We start from the raw sequence: 23,834 nt of genomic DNA, 5'->3' as shown, positions 1-23,834 counted from the left end.
AAGAAGACCCAGCGACCATGCATCCCAAGTACCGCCCGGACATCGACGGCCTGCGAGCCATCGCGGTCGGCTCGGTGCTGGCGTACCACGCCTTCCCGAGCCTGCTGCCGGGCGGCTTCATCGGCGTCGACATCTTCTTCGTGATCTCGGGCTTCCTGATCACGACCATCCTCCTGCAGAGCCTGGCGGCGGGCGACTTCAGCTACCGCGACTTCTATGCGCGCCGCATCCGGCGGATCTTCCCGGCGCTGGTGCTTGTGCTGCTGGCGACGCTGGCCTTCGGCTGGTACGTGCTTCTGCCGGGCGAGTTCTCGCAGCTGGGCAAGCAGACGACGGGCGGCGCCGCCTTCTTCGCCAACCTCGTCTTCCTGGGCGAGGCCGGCTACTTCGACGCCACGGCCGAGACCAAGCCGCTGCTGCACCTGTGGTCGCTGGGCATCGAGGAGCAGTTCTACATCTTCTGGCCCCTGCTGCTGGGGCTGGCCTGGCGCAAGCGCTGGCCGATCCTGCGCGTGACGCTGGCGGTGGCGACGGTTTCCTTCCTCGTCAACGTGCTGACGGTGCAGCCGCACCGCGCTGCCGCCTTCTATTCGCCGCTGTCGCGCGCCTGGGAGCTGATGGCGGGCGGGCTGCTGGCGGTCATGCAGCTGCAGGCCGCCGCGGCGGCCGGCCAGGGGCAGGCGGGCGGCCGCGTGTGGAAGAAGCACCTGCAGTCGATCGTCGGCATCGCGCTGATCGTGCTCGGCCTCTTCATGACGCGCAGCACGAAGGCGTTCCCGGGCTGGTGGGCGCTGCTGCCGGTACTCGGCGCGGCGAGCTGCATCGCGGCGGGGCCGGGCGGGGTGCTGAACAAGTACCTGCTGTCGAACCGGGTGATGGTGTGGATCGGCCTCGTCAGCTATCCGCTTTACCTTTGGCATTGGCCGCTGCTGTCCTACGCGCGCATCGTGACCGGCGGCGAGCCGCCGCTGCAGTTGCGCATCGTGCTGGTGGTGGCCTCGATCGTGCTGGCCTGGGCCACGTATCGCTTCCTGGAGCGCTTCGTCAAGCTGCACCTCTCGCAGGCGATGCTGCGCGGGCTGGCGGGTGCGGGCGCGGCGCTGGCGCTGGCCGGCGTCATTGTTTTCCTGGGCACGCCGACACCGCGCCACGACAGCCCGGCCCTGCAGGCGGTGGCCGACGCGACCCGCGAGGACAACTACTACGACGGCTTCGAGGAAGCCGCGCTGGGCGACCAGTTCGTCTATCGTGCCGGCAGCGGCAAGCGCAACGTGCTGCTGATCGGCGACAGCCACGTCGAGCAGTACGCCCCCCGCGCGCTCGAGCTGGTGCGTACGCAGCCCGACAAGGCGCGCACCATCTACTTCGCGACCAAGGGCTCGTGCCCGCCGGTGCCGGGCCTGTTCAGCGGCCTGGACACCGGCTGCGACGAGCGGCGCACCGCGGTGCTCGAGCTGGCGCTCAAGCCCGAGATCGACTCGGTCGTGCTGGGTGCGTGCTGGAGCTGCTACTTCACCGGCGCCGGTCCGACGGTGAACTACTTCGTCGACGACCGCAAGGCCGTGCACCCGTTCATCGGCGGCGACGGGATCGAGCAGTCGCTCAGGTCGCTGGGCGAGGTGCTGAAGCGGCTGTCGGCGGTCAAGCCGGTCTACCTGGTGCTCGGCAACCCGGTAGGAATGGATTTCGATCCGCTGCGGCAGATCGAGGGAAGCCGCCTGGGACGCATGACAGCGGAATCCGGACAGCTCAGGGCACCGATGCCGCAGGACCAGGCGCAGTTCAATGCGCGCCTGAAGCAGGTGGCCGAGGCCAATGGCGCGCGGGTCATAGAGCCCTTCGCCAGCCTGTGCGCTGGCGGCGAATGCATCCGCAGCATGCCCGACGACGGTTCGCCGGCCTACAAGGACATCGGCCACCTGAGGCCGCGCTATGCGCGCAGCTTCGCGACGTACATCGATCCGGCGCTGCTGGACGATGGCGTGGCCGGCAAATAACCAGCCGCTGCACCGTACGGCCTCATCGGCCTGCCGGTCCGCCATTTCTCTCTGCTTACTGGATCTTGGGATCGCCGAAAGGCTCGTCGTCCGGCGGCGCTTCGGCCGGCATGCGGAATTCCTCGCTGGCCCAGGCGCCCAGGTCGATGCCCTTGCAGCGCGCGCTGCAGAAGGGCCGGTAGGCATTGCTGGGAGCGTAGATGCTGTCGCCGCCGCAGGTCGGGCAACGCACGATGCGCTCGCCCCTTTCGTTCACGCCGACGGTCATGCGCAGAGGGTAAGCTCGAAGGGCGCGTCTTCCGAGCTCTGTTGCAGGCGGTCGTCCTTGTCGTGGCGCATGAGGCGCACCGAGACCATGAGGCGGTTGCCGCTGATTTCAGGAATGAGCCCCAGCTTGGGGTCGATGCGCAGGCGCAGCAGCTGGAAGCTGCGGCCCTGGGGCAGGTTCTGCTGGAACTGGCCGTTGACCGCGATCACCTTGTAGGGCACGTCGGCGTCGCGCAGCAGCTTGAGCAGCAGGTAGATCGACGAGGCCAGGGGCGACAGCGTGTTCGACCAGCGCTCCAGGTCGGCGCGCCGGCTGGCGGCGGGGCGGTGCTGCCAGGCGTAGTAGGCAGGCAGGTCGAATTCGCAGGTGCCGCCCGGAATGCCGGCGCGGCTGCGGATGCTCATGAGCCACTCGTTCTCGGTCAGCGCCTGGCCGGCCTTGCCGGCGACGCTGTTGAGGGCGGCGAAGTTGCCTTCGAGCTGGCCGATGACCTGGTCGAGCACGGCCTCGGCGATCGCCGGATTGCCCCGGTAGCCGTTGAAGACGTTCTTGTGCTTGTCCAGGTCGCGCAGCACGTCGGCCTTGAGGTCGGCGCGCGCAGCGACGTCCATGATCTCGAAGATCGTGACCAGGGCGTAGTGGTGCGACAGGGGAGATTCGGCCGGCACCAGCTCGCCGAGGCGGCGGAACAGGTGCTCGAGCCGCAGGTACGTGCGGATGCGCTCGTTGAAGGGGTACTCGTAGAGGATCACGCGTATCGGTTTTTCACGTCGGGTTCGGGCTCATTGCGTCTTGGGGGCCGGTGGCGGGAACACCTCGCGCACAGCCTCCAGCATACGCTCCCCGAAAAGAATGTAACCCCGGGTCGACACATGTGTCTCGTTGGCAGGAAAAAGATCCTTCATCTTGAAGCGATTCTGTTCCGCCAGCGCGAACAGGTCCGGTCCGATATTTTGCGGGTTGAACGCAGCCCGGAACTCGTCGGCATGGTTTTGTTGCAAATACACGCTGGTCTTGTTGGGCACGACCATCCACACCACCTTGTAGGGCGCTGCGGTGCTCTCGAAGCGCTTCATGAACTTCGCGGATTCGGCCGTCAGCGCCGGATTGACGCGGTCCTCGGCGGTCATCAGCAGCTTGTCGCAGGCGCGATGGCTGAACTGCTTGCAGCCGTCGGGCACCACGCGCGCGTCGATCAGCGGGCCCCAGCGCTCGGGCGTGTTGGTCCAGCTGTCGGAGGCCAGGATCTCCTTCGTGTTCTTGTAGGTCAGCCAGCCGCTGAGCAGCTGCGCGTCCCAGTTGAGCTGGAAGCCGGGTGCGGGCCTGGACGGGTTCTCGAAGGGCGGCGGCGTCGGCTTGAACGCGTGCTTCATGGTCCTGCACGACTCGGACTTCTCGATGCGGTCGGAAAGCAGCCGCTCGATGCTCTCGACGATCACCACCTTGCCCTTGAAGCCCGACTTCTGGAGCCAGCCCGAGAAGTCGTCGCAGAGCACGCCGCCCAGGTTGTCCCAGTGCGTGGTGGTGACCTTGTAGCCCGCACCCACGAGCTTCGACTGCCAGGCGTAGCGCACCGAGAAGCTGTCGCCGATCACCAGGATGTCGGATTCGGTGATGGGCCAGGTCTTGACGTCGGCGTCGGGAATGGGCGGCGGCGGCTCGTGCCAGCCGAACTCGCGCTCGGAAATGCGCCCGATGCGGGTCAGGTCGCCGTACGGAATGGGCGTGAGCAGGCTGACGAGCAGCAAGGCGCAGCACACCAGGTAGCCCGCGGCGAAGATGCGAAGCCAGGTCTTGGCCGATTTCGTGTCTTCCATCTCAGCCCCCCACCGCGCTCCGCCTGATCTGCGCTGCATGAATCGAGCGCGCTCCACTCGCGGGACGCCGTGGAACCGGCTTTGCCGGGCCACCGGCGTCGCCCCCGGCGAGGGGGTTGGAGAAGCGACACGAATTGCGCGAAGCCTGGGGGAGTTTCATTTCAGAACTGGAAATAGAGGAAGGGGCTGTAGCTGCCGAACTTCGACACGCACAGGCCAAACAGGTAGACGCAGCCCAGGCCGGTGACCCAGGTGGCCAGGCGCTGCAGGCGCGGGCGACCGGCCAGGCCTGCGACCGCAGGAATCCAGCGGTCGAGCGTGATCGTGGGCGGCAGCGCCAGGCAGATCACGATGGCCACGAGCAGGGTCTGGAAGAACTCGGGCTTGCGGAACGGCACGCGGAATTCGCTGAAGGCCGACACGGGGGCACCGTGCATGCCCAGCATGCCCTTGTAGATCTCGATGGCGGCCGACATGCTGTCGGCGCGGAACACCACCCAGGCGATCATCACGCAGACGAAGGTGATGAACCATCCGACCACGCGGCCGTACCAGGTGGTCTCGGTCCTGCCGCGCCGCACCTTGGCGTTCCAGAAGTGGTTGACCATCAGGTAGAAGCCGTGCAGCGCGCCCCAGATCACGAAGGTCCAGGCGGCGCCGTGCCACAGGCCGCCCAGCAGCATCGTCAGGAACAGGTTGATGTAGCGCCGCGCCGGGCCCTTGCGGTTGCCACCCAGCGGCACGTAGAGGTAGTCGCGCAGGAAGGTCGAAAGCGAGATGTGCCAGCGCCGCCAGAACTCGATCATGTTGGTCGACTTGTAGGGCGAGCGGAAGTTGAGCGGCAGCTGCACCCCGACGCACAGCGACAGGCCCACGGCCATGTCGGAGTAGCCCGAGAAGTCGAAGTAGATCTGCATCGTGTACGCCAGCACCCCGAACCACGCCGTGTACAGGGAAGGCATCACGCCTTCGTGCACGCCCTTGAACATCATGTCGGCGTACTGGCCCATCGGGTCGGCGATCAGCATCTTCTTGCCCAGGCCGAAGACGAAGATGCCCAGGCCCAGCGCGATGTTGTTGGCGTTGATCCGGTAGGTGGCCGGGTTGTTGAACTGCGGCATCATCTGCGCGTGATGCAGCACGGGGCCCGCGATCAGGTGCGGGAAGTAGGTCACGAACAGCACGTAGTGGATGAAGCTGCGCTCGTGCACCTTGCCCTGCCAGCAGTCGACCAGGAAAGCGATCTGGGTGAAGGTATAGAACGAGATGCCGATCGGCAGGACGATGTGCACCAGGTCGATCTGCGGCAGGCCCGCAGCGGCCAACCCGGCATCGATGTTCTCGAGGAAGAAGTTGGCGTACTTGAAGACCGCCAGCACCCCGAGGTTGACCACCAGCGCGACGATCAGCAGCGTCTTGCGGTACTTGTCCTCGCGGCTGGGCGAGGGGGTGAGCCGGAGCCCGAACCAGTAGTTGACGCAGATCGACCCCAGCAGCAGCGGAAGCGCCTTGACGCTCCACCAGCCATAGAAGAAGAGGGAGGCCAGTGCCAGGAACCCCGCCGCCGACCGGGGGCTGCGCGCACCGATCAGGAAGAAGCCGATCAGGACCAGCGGGAAGAAAACGAAGATGAAGGGGTACGAATTGAAAAGCATCGTGAGGGGCGCTTGGGCATGCGCCGTTTGACGTGATCGTCCTTTTGCCGTCGCGGCGTCAACCCCAAATTATCGCGTGCCCGACTTAGCCCACCTTTCCCAGAAACCCCGGACCTCCTGAGCGAGTTCCTCCAGGGTCAGGGACTCGTTGTAGATCACGGCATCCGCCGCCGCCCGGCGCGCCCGTCGGGTGGCCTGCTGCGCGATCACCGCCTTGACCGCCTCCGGCGCCCAGCCGGAGCGTGCAACGACGCGTTTCAACTGCGTTTCCTCGGTGGCGTCGACCACCAGCACCCGGTCGACGATGGCGCGCCAGCGCCCAGATTCGACCAGCAGGGGAACGTCGAACACGACGACCGCATCCTCGCCAGCGGCCGCGGCCTGCCGCTGGGTTTCGGCTCCGATCAGCGGATGGAGGATGGATTCGAGCCGGGCCTTGGCGCCTGCGTCCGCGAACACGATCTGGCGCATGGCGGCACGGTCCAGGCCGCCGGCCGCGTCGATGACGCCAGGGCCGAAGGCGGCCTCCAGCGCGGGCATCGCGATGCCGCCCGGCAGCGCGATGGACCGCGCGATGGCGTCCGTGTCCACGAGAACCGCTCCCTGGGCCACCAGAAGGCCGGCGACGGTGCTCTTGCCGCTGCCGATACCGCCCGTCAGGCCGATGCGCCGCACCACCATGCGGATGTCAGCGGATCAGTGCGCCCAGGGGGAAGGCGAACGGAATCCACTGCCTCACGACTTCGGGGCCAGCCGCCAGGCAGACGAGGCCCGCGCCGGCCAGGAAGGGGCCGAAGGCGATCGGGATGTCCTTGTGCGCCAGCTTGCCGGCGACGCGCAATGCGATGCCGATCACCGCGCCCACCAGCGAAGAGACGAGGATGATCGCGATGAGGTAGTCGGCGCCGAGCCATGCACCCAGCGCAGCCAGCAGCTTGAAGTCTCCATAGCCCATGCCTTCCTTGCCCGTGACCAGGCGAAAGGCATGGTACACAAGCCACAGGCTCAGGTAGCCGAACACGGCGCCCCAGACGGCGGAACCCAGGGAGACGCCGGTCCAGCCCATGGCCGCGCCGATCAGCCCAAGCCACAGCAAGGGGTAGTTGAGCGAATCGGGCAGGAACTGCGTGTCGAAATCGATCAGGAACTGGCAGATCAGGAGGGCCCCGAACGCCGCCCACAGCGCCCCGGCGGGCGTGATGCCGAAACGCCAGGCGCACAGGGCGAACAGGGCGCCGGTGATCAGCTCGACCAGCGGATAGCGCAGGCTGATCGGAGTCTTGCACGAAGAGCAGCGCCCGCGCAGCACGGCGTAGCTCAGCGCGGGGATGTTCTCGTACCAGCGGATCCGGTGGCCGCAGGCACCGCAGCGCGAAGCAGGGCGCATCAGGTCGAAGGGGGGCTGCTTCTCTACGAGGTCGGCGGCCTTGTCGGCCGCGGCCTCCAGCCCCGCGGGTGCCGCGACCTTCGGCCCGAAGGCGAGCGTCCACAGCGACGGCGCCTCCTTGGAGGACATCAGGTTGGCGACTGCGTCGGCGAGCCATTCCCGATACATCATCACCGGCACGCGGTAGATGACGACGTTCAGGAAGCTTCCGATCAACAACCCCAGGACACCGGCGAAAGCGGTGTCGAACTCCCGCGAAACCAACATCAAACGACCTGGCCGAGCTTGAAGATGGGCAGGTACATGGACACCACGATGCCGCCGATGATCGTGCCGAGGAAGACGATGATGATCGGCTCCATCAGGCTGGAGAGACCGGCGACCATGTCGTCCACCTCGGATTCATAGAAGTCGGCGGCCTTGCCGAGCATGTGGTCGATGGAGCCGGATTCCTCGCCGATGGCGGTCATCTGGATCACCATGGACGGGAACAGGTTGGCGTTGGTCATGGCGGCCGTGAGGCTGGTGCCGGTGGACACCTCCTGCTGGATCTTCGCCGTGGCGTCGCCGTAGACGGTGTTGCCCGAAGCGCCGCCCACGGAGTCGAGCGCTTCGACCAGCGGGACGCCGGCAGCGAACATGGTGGCCAGGGTGCGGGTCCAGCGGGCCACGCAGGATTTTTCGATGAGGACGCCGAAGATCGGAATCCTCAGCAGCAGGCGGTCCATGAAGCGTTGAAAGCGCTCGTTGCGTTTCCAGGCCTGCAGGAAGAAATAGACCCCGCCTCCAACGCCGCCGAAGATCAGCCACCAGTAGGAGACGAAGAACTCGCTCATCGCCATCACGAACAGCGTGGGAGCGGGCAGGTCGGCCCCGAACGACGTGAACACCTGCTTGAACGCAGGGATCACGAAGATCATGATGATCGCCACCACCACGAAGGCCACGACGATCACGGAGGTGGGATACATCAGCGCCGACTTGATCTTCGACTTGATCGCCTCGGTCTTCTCCATGTAGGTGGCCAGCCGGTCCAGGAGTTCTTCCAGAATACCGGCCGCTTCGCCAGCCTCCACCAGGTTGCAATACAGGTTGTCGAAGTACTTCGGGAACTTGCGGAAGGCGGAGGACAGCGAGGTGCCGGTCTCGACGTCGCTGCGGATGTCGTTGAGCAGCTTGGCCACGCTCGCGTTCGCATTGCCGCGACCCACGATGTCGAAGGACTGCATCAGCGGCACGCCTGCCTTCATCATCGTCGCCAACTGGCGCGTGAAGATCGCAATGTCCTTCGGCTTGATCGCCTTGCCCGAGCGCATGCGGCGCTTCTTGATCTTGGAGGCGAGCACGCCCTGGCGGCGCAGCGCGGCCTGCACCTGGTTCTCGCCGGCCGCACGAAGTTCGCCGCGTACCAGCTTGCCGTTGCGGTCCTTGCCTTCCCACTCGAAGACATATTCCTTGTGGGTGGGCTGGGTGCGGGAGGATGCAACTGTAGCCATTCGATCTCCGGTGTTCGGTATGTTCGTTATTCGTTGGTGCAGGCCACCACTTCTTCCAGCGAAGTGAGACCTTGCATGACCTTGCGCAGGCCCGACTGCCGCAGGGAGCGCACGCCCTCGGCCTCGGACTGCAGGGCGATGTCGAGTGCGCTGCCGTCGCGCAGGATGATTTCCTGGATGGCTTCCGAGATCGGCATCACCTGGTAGATGCCGACGCGGCCCTTGTAGCCGCTGTTGCAGGCAGAGCAGCCGACGGGGCGGTAGGGCTTCCAGGATCCGTCCAGCTCTTCTTCCTTGAAGCCGGCGTCCAGCAGCGTTTCACGCGGAATGTCGGCCGGGAGCTTGCAGACCGTGCACAGGCGGCGCGCGAGGCGCTGGGCGGTGATCAGGATCACGCTCGACGCGATGTTGAACGGTGCGATGCCCATGTTGCGCATCCGCGTGAGCGTGGTGGGCGCGTCGTTGGTGTGCAGCGTGGAGAGCACGAGGTGGCCGGTTTGCGCAGCCTTGATCGAGATGTCGGCGGTTTCCAGGTCTCGGATTTCGCCGACCATGATGATGTCGGGATCCTGGCGCAGGAAGGCGCGCAGCGCGGCCGCGAATGTCAGGCCCGCGCGCTCGTTGACGTTCACTTGGTTGACGCCGGGCAGGTTGATTTCGGACGGGTCTTCGGCCGTCGCGATGTTCACGCCCGGCTGGTTCAGCAGGTTCAGGCAGGTATAGAGCGACACCGTCTTGCCCGAGCCCGTGGGGCCGGTGACGAGCACCATGCCATAGGGACGGCCGATCGCATGCAGCAGTCGCGCCTTCTCGTCCGCGTCGTAGCCCAGGGCGTCGATGCCCAGCCGTGCGCTGCTCGGGTCGAGAATACGCACGACGATCTTCTCGCCGAAGAGCGTCGGCAGCGTGCTCACGCGGAAATCGATCACGCGATCGGGCCCGATCTTGAGCTTCATGCGGCCGTCCTGCGGCACGCGCTTCTCGGAGATGTCGAGCCGGGATATGACCTTGATGCGCGAGGCCAGCTTGTCCTTGATGACGGTCGGCGGGCTGGCCACCTCGCGCAGTTCGCCGTCGATGCGGAAACGCACGCGGTAGTTGTGTTCGTACGGTTCGAAGTGGATGTCCGATGCCCGCATGCTGACGGCGTCGAGCAGCATCTTGTGCAGGAAACGCACGACCGGTGCGTCTTCGACTTCGGCGATGGCCTGGTCGTTGCTCTCGTTCGCGGTCTCGGCGGAGACCTCGTCGAACTCGAACTCGCTGCCGACGATGCTGTTGATGGTCTCCGCCGCGCTGACCGCGGCGGCCTCGATCATCCGCGACAGCTTGTCGTACTCGGCGATGACCCAGTCGACGCCCATCTGCGAGGCGAATTTGATCTTCTCGGCCGCCTGTTGGTCTGAAGGATCGGCCGTCGCGACGATCAGGCGATTGTTGCGCTTGCTGAGGACGACGATGCGATACGCCTGGCACAGCTTCGGGTCGACCAGGTCCTTCGGCAGGCGCTGCGGATCGATGGCGTCCAGATCGAGCAGCGGGGCGCCGAAGGCGGAGGAAAGCGTATGGGCGAGGTCGGCTGCCGAAACGGCGCCGGAGCCGGTCAGCTCGGCGATGAAGCTGGTGCGAGCAGTAAGAGACTTCTGATAGATGTCCTCGGCAGCCTTGGCGGGAAGCTTGCCGGCCGAAACCAGGGCGCGCGCAAGCCCTGGCAGGGCTATTTGCGAAGGTTCTTTAACAGGAAGTTCGGCTGCAGCCATTCAGCGAGTGAAAAAGATGTGAAAAATTGCTTCACGATCATCGCTGAACAGTCCTGTGCTGTAAATCGCTACACAGCAACAGGCTGGCCATTTGTCGATTAATGCCAGCCAAAGGCTGGTCGGGGTGAGAGGATTCGAACCTCCGGCCTCTACGTCCCGAACGTAGCGCTCTACCAGGCTAAGCTACACCCCGATGGTTGCAAGAAAGAAGAAGTCGTCCTAGATGCCAACTCAGGAGAGGTGTTCAGGCACGTCGCTCAAGCAACTGAGCCGCTAATTGTAGCAAACCTGAAGCGTGCAAATTCGACGGAAAGTTTTTTAATGCATGAATCGCACGCTGCGCCTCTGCTGCAGCGGCGGCGCGGGATGCATCCAGTGCGCCGGTTTCCTGGACGATCTCGATGACCTTGCCCAGCTGGGTGGTGTCCCCGGCCTCGATGGCGGCGCGCACGAGTTCGCTCTGGGCGGACGTGCCTCGCTGCATTGCGAAGATGAGCGGCAGCGTCGTCTTGCCTTCACGCAGGTCGTCGCCGACGTTCTTGCCGGTTTCGCTGGCATCGCCCGTGTAGTCGAGGACGTCGTCGATCACCTGAAAGGCTGTGCCCAGTGCCTGCCCGTAGGTGGCACAGGCTTCTTCCAGTTCGGGCGATGCGTCGGCCAGCACGGCTGCAAGGCGGGTGCTGGCCTCGAAGAGCTTCGCGGTCTTCGAGCGGATCACGCGCAGGTAGGCCGCTTCGTCCAGCGAGGCGTCGTGCATGTTCATCAGCTGAAGCACCTCGCCCTCGGCGATGATGTTCGTAGCCTCGGCCAGGATCTGCATCACGCGCATGTTGTTTGCGTCCAACATCATCTGGAAAGCGCGCGAATAGAGGAAGTCGCCGACCAGCACGCTGGCCGGGTTGCCGAACGACTCGTTGGCCGTCGCCCGGCCGCGCCGCAGGGTGGATTCGTCTACGACGTCGTCGTGCAGCAGCGTGGCGGTGTGGATGAACTCCACCACGGCCGCCAGGTTGAAGCGCTGCTCGCCGGTATATCCCAGTGCCCCCGACATCAGAAGCAGCAGTGCCGGCCGCAGGCGTTTGCCGCCTGCGGAGATGATGTATCTGGAAACCTGGCTGACCAGTGGCACGCCCGTGTCGAGGCGACGAGCGATCACGCGGTCGACTTCGACCATGTCGCCGGCAATCAGGTCCAGCACGGTGGCGGTGGGGGAGGTGTCGGCGGCGGGAACTGGCAAAGCGAAGGCGCGGGGCGCTGCTGAGTGTTGGTGGTGGGCAGCCCAGGCGGGGCAAGGCCGGAAGGCGCAAATTATAGGGAGCCGAAGAGGCTTGCCAGCGGGGCCTGCGCCCGGGAGTGGCTAGCAGGCGCGAACCGCGCTATAATCTTGGGCTCTGCGGAATTCGCCGCGGAGACTCATTTCTAAGAGGTTTACATGTACGCGGTCATAAAAACCGGTGGCAAGCAGTATCGCGTTGCTTCCGGCGAGAAAATCAAAGTAGAACAGATTGCTGCGGACGTAGGCCAGGAAATCGTGATCGACCAGGTTCTGGCCGTCGGCAACGGCGCTGAAATCAAGGTTGGCACGCCCCTGGTGTCCGGTGCAACGGTGACGGTCACGGTGCTGTCGCACGGCAAGCACGACAAGGTTCGCATCTTCAAGATGCGCCGTCGCAAGCACTATCAGAAACGTCAAGGCCATCGCCAGCAGTTCACCGAGCTGCAAATCGGCGCGATCGCCGCTTAACACGGCACAGGAGCAGATTCCATGGCACAGAAAAAAGGCGGCGGCTCAACGCGAAACGGGCGCGATTCCAAGCCCAAGATGCTCGGCGTGAAGGCTTTCGGCGGCGAACTGATCAGCGCAGGCTCGATCATCGTGCGTCAGCGTGGCACTCAGTTCCACCCCGGCGTGAACGTCGGCGTGGGCAAGGACCACACGCTGTTCGCCCTGGTCGACGGCCACGTGTCGTTCGCTACCAAGGGTGCGCTGAACAAGCACACGGTCAACGTGACTCCCGCGGCTTAAGCCCCGAGTCAGACCTACCATCCCGAGGCCCCGCATTGCCGGGGCCTCTTCATTTGTAAACTAGGTATCCCATGAAGTTCGTCGACGAAGCCTTCATCGACGTCGCCGCTGGCGACGGCGGGAACGGCTGCGTGTCGTTCCGTCATGAGAAGTACAAGGAATTCGGTGGCCCCAACGGTGGCGACGGTGGCCGTGGCGGTCACGTGTTCGCGGTGGCCGATTCCAACCTCAACACCCTGGTCGATTTCCGCTATTCGCGCCGCCACGAGGCCAAGCGCGGCGAGCACGGCATGGGCTCCGACATGTTCGGAGCCGCCGGCGACGACATCACGCTGAAGATGCCGGTCGGAACGATCATTTCCGACGCGGAAACCGGCGAAGTGCTGTTCGAGCTGCTGAAGGAGGGCGAGGTCATCACCATCGCCAAGGGCGGCGACGGCGGCTTCGGCAACATGCGCTTCAAGAGCGCGATCAACCGCGCCCCGCGCCAGAAGACTCCGGGCTGGCCCGGCGAGAAGCGCAGCCTCAAGCTCGAACTCAAGGTGCTTGCCGATGTGGGCCTGCTCGGCATGCCGAATGCCGGCAAGTCGACGCTGATCAGCGCCATTTCGAACGCCCGTCCGCGCATCGCGGACTACCCCTTCACCACGCTGCACCCGAACCTGGGTGTCGTGCGCGTCGGCCCCGAGCAGAGCTTCGTCGTGGCGGACCTGCCCGGCCTGATCGAGGGCGCATCCGAAGGCGCCGGCCTCGGCCATCTGTTCCTGCGGCACCTGCAGCGCACGCGCTTGCTGCTGCACGTCGTCGACATGGCACCCTTCGACGACAGCGTCGATCCGGTGGCGCAGGCCAAGGCCATCGTGGGCGAGCTTAAGAAATACGACGCCGATCTCTACGAGAAGCCGCGCTGGCTCGTGCTGAACAAGCTCGACATGGTGCCCGCCGACGAGCGCGCGGCGCGCATCAAGGACTTCGTGAAGCGCCTGCGCTTCAAGGGCCCGGTGTTCGAGATCTCGGCGCTCACGCGCGAGGGCTGCGAGCATCTGGTGCAGGCCATCTACCAGCAGGTCAAGGCAGAGCAGGTGGCGGAGCACCAGACGGTCGAGGTCGACCCGCGTTTCGCGCCCCTGCCTCCCGAAGGCTCCTGAGCGGCATCCGCCGCAGCATCGACGGCCGGCCCTGCCGGCCGCAACACAGCCAACCCAGCAGCATCCAAAGACCTCCACTCCCTCCCAAGATGACCTCGAACTCCGGATCCACTGCCTTGCGGGATGCCCGCCGTATCGTCGTCAAGGTGGGCTCCAGCCTCGTGACCAACGAGGGGCGCGGTCTCGACGAGGCCGCCATCGGCGAGTGGTGCCGGCAGCTGGCTGCGCTGGTGCGCGACGGGCGCGAGGTGGTGATGGTGTCGAGCGGCGCCATTGCCGAAGGCATGAAGCGCCTCGGCTGGCGCACCCGGCCGCATGAAATCAACGAGCTCCAGGCCGCGGCCGCGGTCGGCCAGATGGGCCTGGCCCAGATGTACGAGACCAAGCTGCGCGAGAACGAGATCGGCAGCGCCCAGGTGCTGTTGACGCACGCCGACCTGGCGGATCGCGAACGCTATCTCAACGCCCGCTCGACGCTGGTCACGCTGCTCAAGCTGGGCGTGGTGCCGGTCATCAACGAGAACGACACGGTCGTCAACGACGAGATCAAGTTCGGGGACAACGACACGCTCGGCGCCCTCGTGGCCAACCTGGTCGAAGCCGATGCGCTGGTCATCCTGACCGACCAGAAGGGCCTGTACACGGCCGATCCGCGCAAGGACCCGGACGCGAAGTTCGTGCACGAGGCCGCCGCCGGCGACCCGGCGCTCGAGGCGATGGCCGGGGGCGCGGGCTCCAGCATCGGCAAGGGCGGCATGATCACCAAGATCCTCGCGGCCAAGCGCGCGGCGGGCTCGGGCGCCTCCACGGTCATCGCCTGGGGCCGCGAAGCCGACGCACTGCTGCGACTGGCGAAGGGCGAATCCATCGGTACGCTGCTGGTGGCGCAGACCGCCAAGCACCAGGCCCGCAAGCGCTGGATGGCCGACCATCTGCAACTGCGCGGCTCCGTCGTGGTCGATGCGGGCGCTGCCGCCAAGGTGCGCGCCGAGGGCAAGAGCCTGCTGCCGATCGGCATGACCGGCGTCTCGGGCGAGTTCTCGCGCGGCGACGTGATCGCGGTGCGCGACGCCGACGGCGTCGAGCTGGCCCGGGGTCTTGCCAACTACTCGAGCGTGGAGGCGCGGCTGCTGTGCCGCAAGCCCTCGTCCGAATTCGAGCGCCTTCTGGGCTATGTGGCGGAGCCGGAGATGGTCCACCGCGACAACATGGTGCTGATGCCGGGCTGAGAGGCCCCAGAAACGAAAACGGGGCCCATGGGCCCCGTTTCTTCATCTTTCGGCGCGGACGCCTACTGAACTTCGCGCACCGGGTTGCGGAGGTTCTGGACCATGTCGCCCACCGACGCACGCGGCGCGTTGCCGCGGCACAGGGCCTGGTTGGCTAGCTTGCGGGTGTAGCTGGAGTTCATGTCGCTCAGGCGCTTCCACTCCGGCTTCGCCACGTCCTGCCAGGTCCCGTTGTTGTAGCGGGCGTAGCTCTTCATCTCGGCCGTGGAGCAGCGGATGCCTTCGTAGAAGGCATTGGTCGCGCCGCCACTGCGGTTCTGGGCCACCACCACGTAGCGGACGATGCCGTCGCCGGTGATGGCGATCGTCTGCGGATCGATGCCGAACTTCAGGCTCATGTAGGGCGGCATTTCGATCGGCAGCAGGCGGCTTTCGCTGAAGGCCGGCGGGGGCGGGGTGGCCGTTTCTTCCCACTCCTTGTCCGTCTCGTATCGCTTGGGCGGGGGCGGCAGGCCTGCCTGTGCCCAGTCGGGGTTGTCGGTGTCGTGCGGACCCGAGGCGCACCCGGCGAGGATGCCGAAGCAGGCCAGCAGGAGAACGCGCTCAGCGCTGCGTCGGAAGGGGCGGGGGTGCCTTGTTGTCTTGGACAGGAGGTTCATTGCTCGCGGAAGGAATGTCGGGATGCGGATCGAAGCTGCCGCCGGGCGGCAGATCGAGTCCGGGCGGCGCCCCGGCGTCCGGCGAGTGGCGCTCGAATTCTCGGGCGCGCACGTTGCTGCGCAGGAAGCGGTTGCGGAAGTCCTGCCTCGGCAGGTAGCGAGCGAGCTCGGTGAGCGCCATCTCGTAGACGCCGCGCTTGAACTCGACGACCACGTCGAGCGGCACCCAGTAGTCGTGCCAGCGCCAGGCGTCGAATTCGGGATGGTCGGTTGCACGCAGGTTGAGATCCCAGTCGTGGCCGATGAGTTGCAGCAGGTACCAGATTTGTTTCTGGCCTTTGTAGTGGCCCCGTGCGTCACGGCGAATGAACCGATCCGGCACCTCGTAGCGCAACCAGTCGCGGGTACGGGCCACGATGCGCACGTGCTCCGGGTGGAGCCCCACTTCCTCGTGCAGTTCCCGGTACATGGCCTGCTCGGGACTTTCGCCGCGGTCGATGCCGCCTTGCGGAAACTGCCAGGAGTGAGTACGTATGCGTTTGCCCCAGAAAACCTGGTTTCTCTGGTTGAGCAGGATGATGCCGACGTTGGGCCTGAAGCCGTCCCGGTCGAGCATAATCAAACCCCAATTTTTGAACTGAGTCGATTATGCATGCCGGGTTGCCCTCGGCAAGCTGCCGATGCCAGGCTCTCAGGGTCTCTCCGGGGAGCAGTTCCCCACTTCCGAACCTCGAATCCAGCGAACCCTCACCGCAATCCCGATGAAAGCTTCCCGTTTTTTCGTCTCCACCCTCAAGGAAGCGCCCGCTGACGCCGAAGTGGCGAGCCACCGTCTCATGATGCGGGCCGGCATGATCAAGAAGCTCGGCACGGGCATCTACACCTACATGCCCATGGGGCTGCGCGTGATCCGCAAGGTGGAAGCCATCGTCCGCGAGGAGATGAACCGCGCCGGCGCCGTCGAGATGACCATGCCCGTGGTGCAGCCCGCCGAGCTCTGGCAGGAGACCGGCCGGTTCGACAAGATGGGCCCCGAGCTGCTGCGCATCAAGGACCGCCACGACCGCGACTACGTGGTCCAGCCGACCAGCGAGGAAGTGGTGACCGACATCGCCCGCCAGGAGATCCGCAGCTACAAGCAGCTGCCGAAGAACTTCTACCAGATCCAGACCAAGTTCCGCGACGAACGACGTCCGCGCTTCGGCCTCATGCGCGGGCGCGAGTTCATCATGAAGGACGCCTACAGCTTCGACCGCGACCTCGACGCCGCCAAGGCGAGCTACCAGGTCATGGCGCAGGCCTATCGCAACATCTTCGACCGCTTCGGCCTGCGCTATCGCGCCGTGGCGGCCGACAGCGGCGCCATCGGCGGTGACCTGAGCGAGGAGTTCCAGGTGATCGCCGCCACCGGCGAGGACGCCATCGTCTACTGCCCCGACAGCGACTACGCCGCCAACATGGAGAAGGCCGAGGCGCTGGCCCCGGCCGGTCCGCGCCCCGCCGCCGCCAAGGCGCTCGAGAAGACGCCGACCCCCGGCAAGAGCACCTGCGCCGACGTGGCCGAGTTGCTCGGCGTGCCGCTTTCCACCACCATCAAGTCGCTGGTGCTAGCCACCGACGTCGTCGACGAGGCCGGCGACATCAAGGGTTCGCAGGTCTGGCTGCTGCTGCTGCGCGGCGACCACGACATGAACGAGATCAAGGTCGGCAAGCTGCCCGGCCTCAACCAGGGCTTCCGCTTCGCGACCCTGGCCGAGATCGAGGACCACTTCGGCTGCAAGCCCGGCTACCTGGGTCCGCTGAACCTGAAGAAGCCCGTGAAGCTGGTGGCCGACCGCGAAGCCGCCGTGATGGCCGACTGGATCACCGGTGCCAACGAAGTCGACTTCCACATGACCGGCGTCAACTGGGGCCGCGACCTGCCCGAGCCCGATCTGGTGGCCGACATCCGCAACGTCGTGGCCGGCGACCCGTCGCCCGACGGCAAGGGCGTGCTGGCCATCGAGCGCGGCATCGAGGTGGGCCACGTGTTCGTGCTGGGCACCAAGTACAGCAAGGACATGAACGCCACCTACCTCGACGAAGCCGGCAAGCCGCAGCTTCTGGAGATGGGCTGCTACGGCATCGGCATCACCCGCCTGCCGGCGGCCGCCATCGAACAGAACCACGACGAGCGCGGCATCATCTGGCCGGACGCGATCGCGCCCTTCACCGTGGTGGTCTGCCCGATCGGCATGGACCGCAGTGCCGAGGTCAAGGCGGCTGCCGAGGCGCTCTATGAAGAGTTGCTGGCCAAGGGCGTCGACGTTCTGCTCGACGACCGCGGCGAGCGCCCCGGCGCGATGTTCGCCGACTGGGAGCTGATCGGCGTGCCGCACCGCGTCGTCATCTCCGACCGCGGCCTCAAGGAAGGCCAGCTCGAATACCAGCATCGCCGCGACACCGCGGCCACGAAGGTGCCGGCTGCCGGCATCGCCGAGTTCATCGTCGGCAAGCTCGCCCAATGAGCCTGGAGGGCGGCCTCTCGCGACGCCAGTGCCTGGGCGGCGCCGTGACCGCAGGCGCCCTCACGATGCTGTCGCTGCCGCGGGCCGCCATGGCCGGCGCGCAGATCGAGGAGCCGCTGATCGACTCGGTGCGCACCGCGCTGAGTTCGGCCATCCACAACAAGGCGCCGCCGGTGCCGGAATTCGCGAACACCGAGGCCCGGCTGGCCTACCTGCGCTGGCTCGGGGAGATGAGCGGGCGCCTGTCGAGGAAGGTGGCCGATGCGCCCACGCGCATCGAGTTCCTGCAGACGGTCTGGTACGAGGCCAAGCGCTCGGGGCTCGAGGTGAGCCTGGTGCTGGGGCTGATCCAGGTCGAGAGCAACTTCCGCAAGTTCGCGGTGTCGAGTGCCGGCGCGCGCGGCTACATGCAGGTGATGCCGTTCTGGACACGCGTGATCGGCGACGGCGACCCGGCCAAGCTCTTCCACATGCAGACCAATCTGCGCTTCGGCTGCGTCATTCTTCGCCACTACCTGGACCGGGAGAACGGCGATCTGTTCATGACGCTGGGGCGCTACAACGGCAGCCGCGGCAAGTCGCCGTATCCGAACGCGGTTTTCTCCAACCAGCGGCTGTGGGCGTTCAACGAGAAGGAACGCGAGAAGGAACTGCTGCAACAGCAGCAGCAACAACAACAGCAGCGCGACCGCTCGCCGGCCTGAGGCGTCGCCGCCTCCGCGCTCTCCTGCTCAGTTCGCCGGCGCCTTCGCGATGCCGGAACCCTTGGTGACCATCACCTGGTCGATGCGGTAGCTGTCGACGTCCATCACCTCGAAGGTGTAGCCGCCCCAGCTCACGTTGTCGGTCCGCTTGGGCACGCGGCGCAGCATCACCATCAGGAAGCCGGCCAGCGTCTCGTATTCCTCGGCGTGCGGCATCTCGTCGATGTGCAGCGCGCGCTGCACGTCCTGGATGGGCGTGACGCCGTCGATGAGCCATGAGTTCTCGTCGCGCTGGACGATCTGCTCCTCGTCGGGCGTGGACACCAGGTCGCCCATCACCGTGCTCATCACGTCGTTGAGCGTGATCACGCCCACCACCAGGCTGTATTCGTTCACGATGATCGCGAAGTCCTCGTGCGCCTGCTGGAACTGCTCCAGCACCTCGGTGAGCGAGAGCCGGTCGGGAATGACCAGCGCCTTGTGCAGCGGCAGCCCCTGGTCGAAGGCCAGCGGCTGGCCGCTGAGCACGCGCTGGAACATGTCCTTGGCGTCGACGTAGCCAAGAACGTGGTCGATGTCGCCGTCGCACACCGGGTACGCCGAGAAGGGCTCGGCGATGATGCGCGCGCGCAGCACCGATTCGGGGTCGTCGTGCAGGAACCAGGTGATGTTGTCGCGCACGGTCATCACGCTGCTGACCAGCCGCGTGTCGAGCTCGAACACGTTGGCGATCACCTGCTGCTCGCGCGCCGCGAGCACGCCCGCCTGCGCGCCGGCCTCGGTCATCGCGAGGATGTCGGCCGATGTGATCTTGTCGTCGCGCGCCAGCGGCATGCCCAGCAGCTTGAACAGCAGGTCGGTGCAGCGCGTGAAGAACCACACCAGCGGCTTGAAGGTGGTGATCAGGAGCAGCATCGGCCCCACCATGCGCACCGCCAGCCGTTCGGGGTTGCTCATGCCCAGCCGCTTGGGGAACAGGTCGGCGAACACCAGGAACACCGCGATGATGATCACGAACGAGCACAGGAAGGCCGCGCTGGCCGATGCCTCGGGACTGAGCCACCGCTCGAAGACGACAGCGAAGTACGGGCTCAGCGAGCCTTCGCCGACCACGCCGCCGAGGATCGCCACCGCGTTCAGCCCGATCTGCACCACGGTGAAGTAGTGGCCCGGCTGCTCCTGCACGCGAAGCACCTTCTCCGCCCGGGGATCGCCCTCGTCGGCCATCTGGCGCAGGCGCAGCCGGCGCGAGGCGGCCAGCGTGATTTCGGCGAGGGAGAAGAAGGCGCTCAGCGCGATCAGCAACGCGATGATGAGCAGGCTTTGGGTGAGGGTCATGGTGGAAGGTCGAAGATCGCCATGGTGCCATGACTGGAGAGCATTCCAGCGAGGCCGCGGAACCGGCTCTGCCGGGCGGCCGATGTGCCACTGGAAGCGGGAGGTGGGGCGGCGCGAAGTGCGCGCAGCCTGCGGGCAGGACTATGTTCCGCCGTGCGGGTGCGTCGGGTCGATCCAGAGCACCGATTCGGGCCTTTCAACGGGCTCGATGTCGAGGTTGACCGCCACCGCCTCGCCGTCGCTGCGGCACAGCACGCATTCGAGCGTCTCGGTCGCGCTGGCGTTGATCTCCTGGTGCGGCACGTAGGGCGGCACGTAGATGAAGTCGCCCGGTCCGGCCTCTGCCGTGAATTCGAGCTTCTCGCCCCATCGCATGCGCGCTCGGCCCCGCACCACGTAGATCACCGATTCGAGGTGCCCGTGATGATGGGCGCCGGTCTTCGCGTCGGCGTGGATGGTCACGGTGCCGGCCCAGAGCTTGCGGGCGCCCACGCGGGCGAAGTTGATGGCGGCGGCCCGGTTCATGCCGGGCGTCTGGGCGGTGTTCGTGTCGAGCTGGCCGGCCGGGATCACGCGCACGCCGTCGTGCTTCCAGGCCGGGGCGGCACTGTCGTTGCCGCTGTCTTCATGGGAATGGTCGTGATCCGCGTGATCGTGGCTCATGACCGTTCCCTCGGGCTTCAGGCGCTGGCGCCGTTCACCACCTGCTGCAGTTCGCCCGATTCGTACATCTCCATCATGATGTCCGAGCCGCCGATGAACTCGCCCTTCACGTACAGCTGCGGGATCGTGGGCCAGTTGCTGTATTCCTTGATGCCCTGGCGGATGCTGTCGTCCTCGAGCACGTTGACGGTCTTGAGCGTCTTCGTGTCGACGCCGACCGCCTTCAGGATCTGGATCGCGCGGCCCGAGAAGCCGCACATCGGAAAGCTGGCGTTGCCCTTCATGAAGAGCACGAGGTCGTTGGTCTTGACGAGGTCGTCGATGCGTTGCTGGGCGTCGGACATGGGGACTCCTGAAAAATAGGCTGAGGGGATTATTTCACCGTGCGCCAGATTCCGCCGGAGCAGCGCTGGATGCCGGCAAGGTCGTCGCGGCTTTGAACTTCGGCGAAGCCGCGCGCGGCGAGCAGGCCGCGCACGGCCGCGGCCTGGTCGTGGCCGTGTTCCAGCAGCAGCCAGCCGCCCTCGGCGAGGTGGCCGGGGGCGTCCTGCACGATGCGGCGGATGTCGTCGAGGCCGTCCGCGCCCGAAACCAGGGCGCAAGAGGGCTCGTGGCGCAGGGCGGGCAGGTGCGGGTCGCCGGCGGCGATGTACGGCGGATTGCTGGCGATGACCGTGTAGCCCGTGCCGGCGCCGTCCAGCCAGTCGGCCTGGCCGAAGCGCACGGGCAGGCCGAGCCGGCCGGCGTTGGCCCGGGCGACGGCCAGCGCGTCGACGCTGGCATCGACCGCATCGACCTGCGCGTCGGGTCGGGCATGCTGCAGTGCGAGCGCGATCGCGCCGCTGCCGGTGCCGAGGTCGAGCACGCGCGGCGCGGCCTGGCCCTCGAGGCACTGCAGCGCCCATTCGACCAGCGTTTCCGTGTCGGGACGCGGCACCAGCACGCGGGCGTCGACCTGCAGGGCGAGTCCATGAAATTCTTTTTCACCCAGCAGGTACGCGACAGGCTCTCCGGCCCGGCGGCGCGAGAGATGCGCGGCCAGCGCGGACCACGCGGCATCGGGCATCGCGTCGGTGTCGTGCGCCAGCAGCCAGGCGCGGTCGTGTGGCGCGCGGCCCAGGGCGTGCAGCAGCAGCAGCTGGGCATCGAGCCGATCCACGCCGAGGGCGATGGATGCGGCCAGCGCCTGTGCCACGGTGGCCGGCTTCGGGTCTTCCACTGCGCTCATGCCGGCAGGCTCGATTCCAGCTCGGCCAACTGCTCGGCTTCGCGTGCGGCGCGAAGGGCGTCCAGCACGTCGCCGAGGTCGCCTTCCATGATGGCTGTCAGCTTGTAGAGCGTGAGGTTGATGCGGTGGTCGGTGAGCCGGCCCTGCGGGAAGTTGTAGGTGCGGATTCGGTCGGAACGGTCGCCGCTGCCGATCAGGCCCTTGCGCATGGCGGCGTCCTTGGCGGCGCGCTCGCTGCGTTCCTTCTCCTGGATGCGCGCCGACAGCACCTGCAGCGCCTTCGCCTTGTTGCGGTGCTGGCTGCGGTCGTCCTGGCACTCGGCCACGATGCCGGTCGGAATGTGCGTGATGCGCACGGCCGAATCGGTCTTGTTGATGTGCTGGCCGCCGGCGCCGCTCGCGCGGTAGGTGTCGATGCGCAGGTCGGCCGGGTTGATCTGCACCGCGACGGTTTCGTCGGGCTCGGCCAGCACGGCGACCGTGCAGGCGCTGGTGTGGATGCGGCCCTGCGTCTCGGTGGCCGGCACGCGCTGCACGCGGTGGCCGCCCGATTCGAAGCGCAGCCGTCCGAACACGTCGTCGCCCACGATGCGCACCACCACTTCCTTGTAGCCGCCGAGCTCGCTCTCGCTCTCGCTCACGATCTCGCAGCGCCAGCCGGCGCGGTCGCAGTAGCGCGTGTACATGCGCAGCAGGTCGCCCGCGAACAGGGCCGACTCGTCGCCGCCCGTGCCCGCGCGGATTTCGAGGAAGGCGTTGCGCGCGTCGTCCGGGTCCTTGGGCAGCAGCAGGCGCTGGAGTTCTTCCTCGAGCTGCACCAGCTCGGCCTCGGCACCGGCGATCTCCTCCTTCGCCATCTCGGCCATGTCGGGGTCGTCGAGCATCTCCCTGGCAGCGGCGATGTCGGACTCGCGCTGCCTGTAGCGCTCGTAGCGGCCCGCGACCTGCGTGACCTCGGCGTGCTCGCGCGAGATGGTGCGGTACTGGGCCATGTCGCTCATGATGTCTTCGCGCGAGAGCAGGAAGTCGAGCTCGCCCAGGCGTTGGGCATAGCGTTCGAGTTGGTGGCGGAGGAAAGGCTTCACGTGGATGGGGTACTGGAAAACTGGGAGCGGGAACCGAACGCAGGGGGCGCGAAGGTTTCGCAGAAAACGCAGAAGGGAGAGAAGTTCTTTTCTCGAAGGTTTCTTTTGCGTTCTTCGCGAAACCTTCGCGCCCTCTGCGTCCGGACGTCCGCATTCAGCGGACCGGAACGCAAGCCAGCGTCGCTAACGCTCTTTGCGCAGGAACAGGCGCGAGATCGTCTGCGCCGTCTGCTCGCGCGAGGCGGCATCGCCCGCATGCAGCTCGGCCATCGCGCCGTGCATCATCTTCTGGGTGAGGCCGCGCGACATCGCCTCGAGCACCGCCTCGATCGGCTCGCCCTTGGCCAGCAGCTTGCGCGCACGCGCCATCTCGGCGGCGCGCCACTCGTCGGCCTGCGCGTTGAGCTGCTGGATCAGCGGCACCGTGCCGCGCTGGCCCAGCCAGTGCATGAAGTTCTGCACGCCGGCGTCGATGATCACCTCGGCCTGCGCCACCGCGGCCTGGCGGTTGGCCTGGCCCTGCTGCACCACCTGGGCGAGGTCGTCGACGGTGTAGAGATAGATGTCTTCCAGCGCCTTCACCTCGGGCTCGATATCGCGCGGCACGGCCAGGTCGACCATGAACATCGGGCGGTGCTTGCGGGCCTTGAGCGCGCGCTCGACGGCGCCCAGGCCGATGATCGGCAGCGTGCTGGCGGTGCAGCTCACGACGATGTCGAACTCGGCCAGCCGCGAGGGCAGGTCGGCCAGGCGCATCGCCTCGCCACCGAAACGCGAGGCCAGCTTCTCGCCGCGCTCCAGCGTGCGGTTGGCGATGGCGATCGACTTGGGCTCCTTGGCCGCGAAGTGCGTGGCCGCGAGGTCGAT

Annotated in this window: 24 protein-coding genes and 1 tRNA gene; 7 read left to right on the top strand and 18 right to left on the bottom strand. The window is 66.4% G+C overall.

The features are described from left to right. Positions 1–17: 17 nt before the first annotated feature. Positions 18–1,997 (top strand): acyltransferase family protein, encoded by a 1,980-nt coding sequence (locus tag FHY06_RS31395; protein WP_184607377.1) that lies wholly within the window; start codon positions 18–20, stop codon positions 1,995–1,997. Between the two features lie 55 nt (positions 1,998–2,052). Here the strand turns inward: FHY06_RS31395 and FHY06_RS31390 are convergent, their stop codons facing one another. The 10 genes from FHY06_RS31390 to FHY06_RS31345 form a co-directional block, all read right to left on the bottom strand. Beyond that, the gene (locus tag FHY06_RS31390; protein ID WP_019656534.1) at positions 2,053–2,265 is read right to left on the bottom strand and encodes a DNA gyrase inhibitor YacG; all 213 of its coding nucleotides are present in this window, start codon (positions 2,263–2,265) and stop codon (positions 2,053–2,055) included. Further along, positions 2,262–3,017 (bottom strand): cell division protein ZapD, encoded by a 756-nt coding sequence (gene zapD / locus FHY06_RS31385; protein WP_019656535.1) that lies wholly within the window; start codon positions 3,015–3,017, stop codon positions 2,262–2,264. Before zapD ends, FHY06_RS31390 begins: the two co-directional genes overlap by 4 nt. A 30-nt stretch (positions 3,018–3,047) precedes the next feature. Then, positions 3,048–4,082, bottom strand: coding sequence for a hypothetical protein (locus tag FHY06_RS31380; protein ID WP_019656536.1), 1,035 nt, complete (start codon positions 4,080–4,082; stop codon positions 3,048–3,050). A 161-nt stretch (positions 4,083–4,243) separates the two neighbouring features. After that, entirely contained in the window at positions 4,244–5,737 is a 1,494-nt protein-coding gene (locus FHY06_RS31375; protein ID WP_184607376.1) for an MBOAT family O-acyltransferase, read from the bottom strand. Positions 5,738–5,806: 69 nt separating this feature from the next. Continuing rightward, complete coding sequence (coaE, locus tag FHY06_RS31370) at positions 5,807–6,418, bottom strand: dephospho-CoA kinase (protein ID WP_019656538.1); 612 nt, start codon at positions 6,416–6,418, stop codon at positions 5,807–5,809. Between the two features lie 7 nt (positions 6,419–6,425). Continuing rightward, positions 6,426–7,391, bottom strand: coding sequence for a prepilin peptidase (locus tag FHY06_RS31365; RefSeq protein ID WP_184607375.1), 966 nt, complete (start codon positions 7,389–7,391; stop codon positions 6,426–6,428). After that, on the bottom strand, positions 7,391–8,620 hold the full coding sequence (locus FHY06_RS31360) for a type II secretion system F family protein (protein WP_184607374.1): 1,230 nt from the start codon (positions 8,618–8,620) through the stop codon (positions 7,391–7,393). The genes FHY06_RS31365 and FHY06_RS31360 overlap by 1 nt, the downstream gene beginning before the upstream one ends. Positions 8,621–8,646: 26 nt before the next feature. Then, positions 8,647–10,380 (bottom strand): type IV-A pilus assembly ATPase PilB, encoded by a 1,734-nt coding sequence (gene pilB / locus FHY06_RS31355; RefSeq protein WP_019656541.1) that lies wholly within the window; start codon positions 10,378–10,380, stop codon positions 8,647–8,649. A gap of 116 nt (positions 10,381–10,496) precedes the next feature. Beyond that, positions 10,497–10,573, bottom strand: a tRNA-Pro gene (locus FHY06_RS31350). Positions 10,574–10,624: 51 nt separating this feature from the next. Continuing rightward, positions 10,625–11,617 (bottom strand): polyprenyl synthetase family protein, encoded by a 993-nt coding sequence (locus FHY06_RS31345; RefSeq protein WP_145760932.1) that lies wholly within the window; start codon positions 11,615–11,617, stop codon positions 10,625–10,627. Positions 11,618–11,812: 195 nt separating this feature from the next. Between FHY06_RS31345 and rplU the strand changes: the two genes are divergently transcribed. The 4 genes from rplU to proB all read left to right on the top strand — a co-directional run bounded on the left by rplU (position 11,813) and on the right by proB (position 14,783). Then, complete coding sequence (gene rplU, locus FHY06_RS31340) at positions 11,813–12,124, top strand: 50S ribosomal protein L21 (protein ID WP_019656543.1); 312 nt, start codon at positions 11,813–11,815, stop codon at positions 12,122–12,124. A gap of 21 nt (positions 12,125–12,145) precedes the next feature. Further along, positions 12,146–12,406 (top strand): 50S ribosomal protein L27, encoded by a 261-nt coding sequence (gene rpmA / locus FHY06_RS31335; protein WP_019656544.1) that lies wholly within the window; start codon positions 12,146–12,148, stop codon positions 12,404–12,406. Between the two features lie 71 nt (positions 12,407–12,477). Continuing rightward, the gene (cgtA, locus tag FHY06_RS31330) at positions 12,478–13,554 is read left to right on the top strand and encodes an Obg family GTPase CgtA (protein WP_019656545.1); all 1,077 of its coding nucleotides are present in this window, start codon (positions 12,478–12,480) and stop codon (positions 13,552–13,554) included. A gap of 89 nt (positions 13,555–13,643) precedes the next feature. Then, positions 13,644–14,783 (top strand): glutamate 5-kinase, encoded by a 1,140-nt coding sequence (proB, locus tag FHY06_RS31325; protein ID WP_019656546.1) that lies wholly within the window; start codon positions 13,644–13,646, stop codon positions 14,781–14,783. Between the two features lie 62 nt (positions 14,784–14,845). Here the strand turns inward: proB and FHY06_RS31320 are convergent, their stop codons facing one another. Both FHY06_RS31320 and FHY06_RS31315 read right to left on the bottom strand, forming a co-directional pair. Continuing rightward, positions 14,846–15,442, bottom strand: coding sequence for a CNP1-like family protein (locus tag FHY06_RS31320; protein WP_184607373.1), 597 nt, complete (start codon positions 15,440–15,442; stop codon positions 14,846–14,848). After that, on the bottom strand, positions 15,387–16,058 hold the full coding sequence (locus FHY06_RS31315; protein ID WP_126024797.1) for an RNA pyrophosphohydrolase: 672 nt from the start codon (positions 16,056–16,058) through the stop codon (positions 15,387–15,389). Before FHY06_RS31315 ends, FHY06_RS31320 begins: the two co-directional genes overlap by 56 nt. 145 nt (positions 16,059–16,203) lie before the next feature. On the opposite strand from FHY06_RS31315, the gene FHY06_RS31310 reads away from it, so the two are divergent. Then, positions 16,204–17,949, top strand: coding sequence for a proline--tRNA ligase (locus FHY06_RS31310; RefSeq protein ID WP_019656549.1), 1,746 nt, complete (start codon positions 16,204–16,206; stop codon positions 17,947–17,949). Next, a complete protein-coding gene (locus FHY06_RS31305; protein ID WP_184607372.1) occupies positions 17,946–18,653 on the top strand; it encodes a lytic transglycosylase domain-containing protein in 708 nt (235 codons plus the stop codon). The genes FHY06_RS31310 and FHY06_RS31305 overlap by 4 nt, the downstream gene beginning before the upstream one ends. Positions 18,654–18,680: 27 nt before the next feature. Here the strand turns inward: FHY06_RS31305 and FHY06_RS31300 are convergent, their stop codons facing one another. The 6 genes from FHY06_RS31300 to FHY06_RS31275 all read right to left on the bottom strand — a co-directional run. Further along, positions 18,681–19,991, bottom strand: a complete 1,311-nt coding sequence (locus FHY06_RS31300) for a polyamine export protein PaeA (protein ID WP_019656551.1) — start codon at positions 19,989–19,991, stop codon at positions 18,681–18,683. A gap of 141 nt (positions 19,992–20,132) precedes the next feature. Next, positions 20,133–20,654, bottom strand: a complete 522-nt coding sequence (locus FHY06_RS31295; RefSeq protein ID WP_019656552.1) for a cupin domain-containing protein — start codon at positions 20,652–20,654, stop codon at positions 20,133–20,135. A gap of 17 nt (positions 20,655–20,671) precedes the next feature. After that, entirely contained in the window at positions 20,672–20,998 is a 327-nt protein-coding gene (gene grxD / locus FHY06_RS31290; RefSeq protein WP_019656553.1) for a Grx4 family monothiol glutaredoxin, read from the bottom strand. Positions 20,999–21,027: 29 nt separating this feature from the next. Next, positions 21,028–21,882 (bottom strand): peptide chain release factor N(5)-glutamine methyltransferase, encoded by an 855-nt coding sequence (gene prmC, locus FHY06_RS31285; protein ID WP_184607371.1) that lies wholly within the window; start codon positions 21,880–21,882, stop codon positions 21,028–21,030. Further along, a complete protein-coding gene (prfA, locus tag FHY06_RS31280; protein WP_019656555.1) occupies positions 21,879–22,967 on the bottom strand; it encodes a peptide chain release factor 1 in 1,089 nt (362 codons plus the stop codon). Before prfA ends, prmC begins: the two co-directional genes overlap by 4 nt. 183 nt (positions 22,968–23,150) lie before the next feature. Beyond that, a partial coding sequence (locus tag FHY06_RS31275) for a glutamyl-tRNA reductase (RefSeq protein ID WP_184607370.1) occupies positions 23,151–23,834 on the bottom strand: 684 nt, incomplete at its 5' end.

The organism is Variovorax atrisoli (assembly GCF_014195185.1).
Taxonomy (GTDB): Bacteria; Pseudomonadota; Gammaproteobacteria; order Burkholderiales; family Burkholderiaceae_C; genus Variovorax; species Variovorax atrisoli.
Note: the sequence above shows the minus strand (reverse complement) of the source record. Positions and strands in the feature narration are given on the sequence as shown.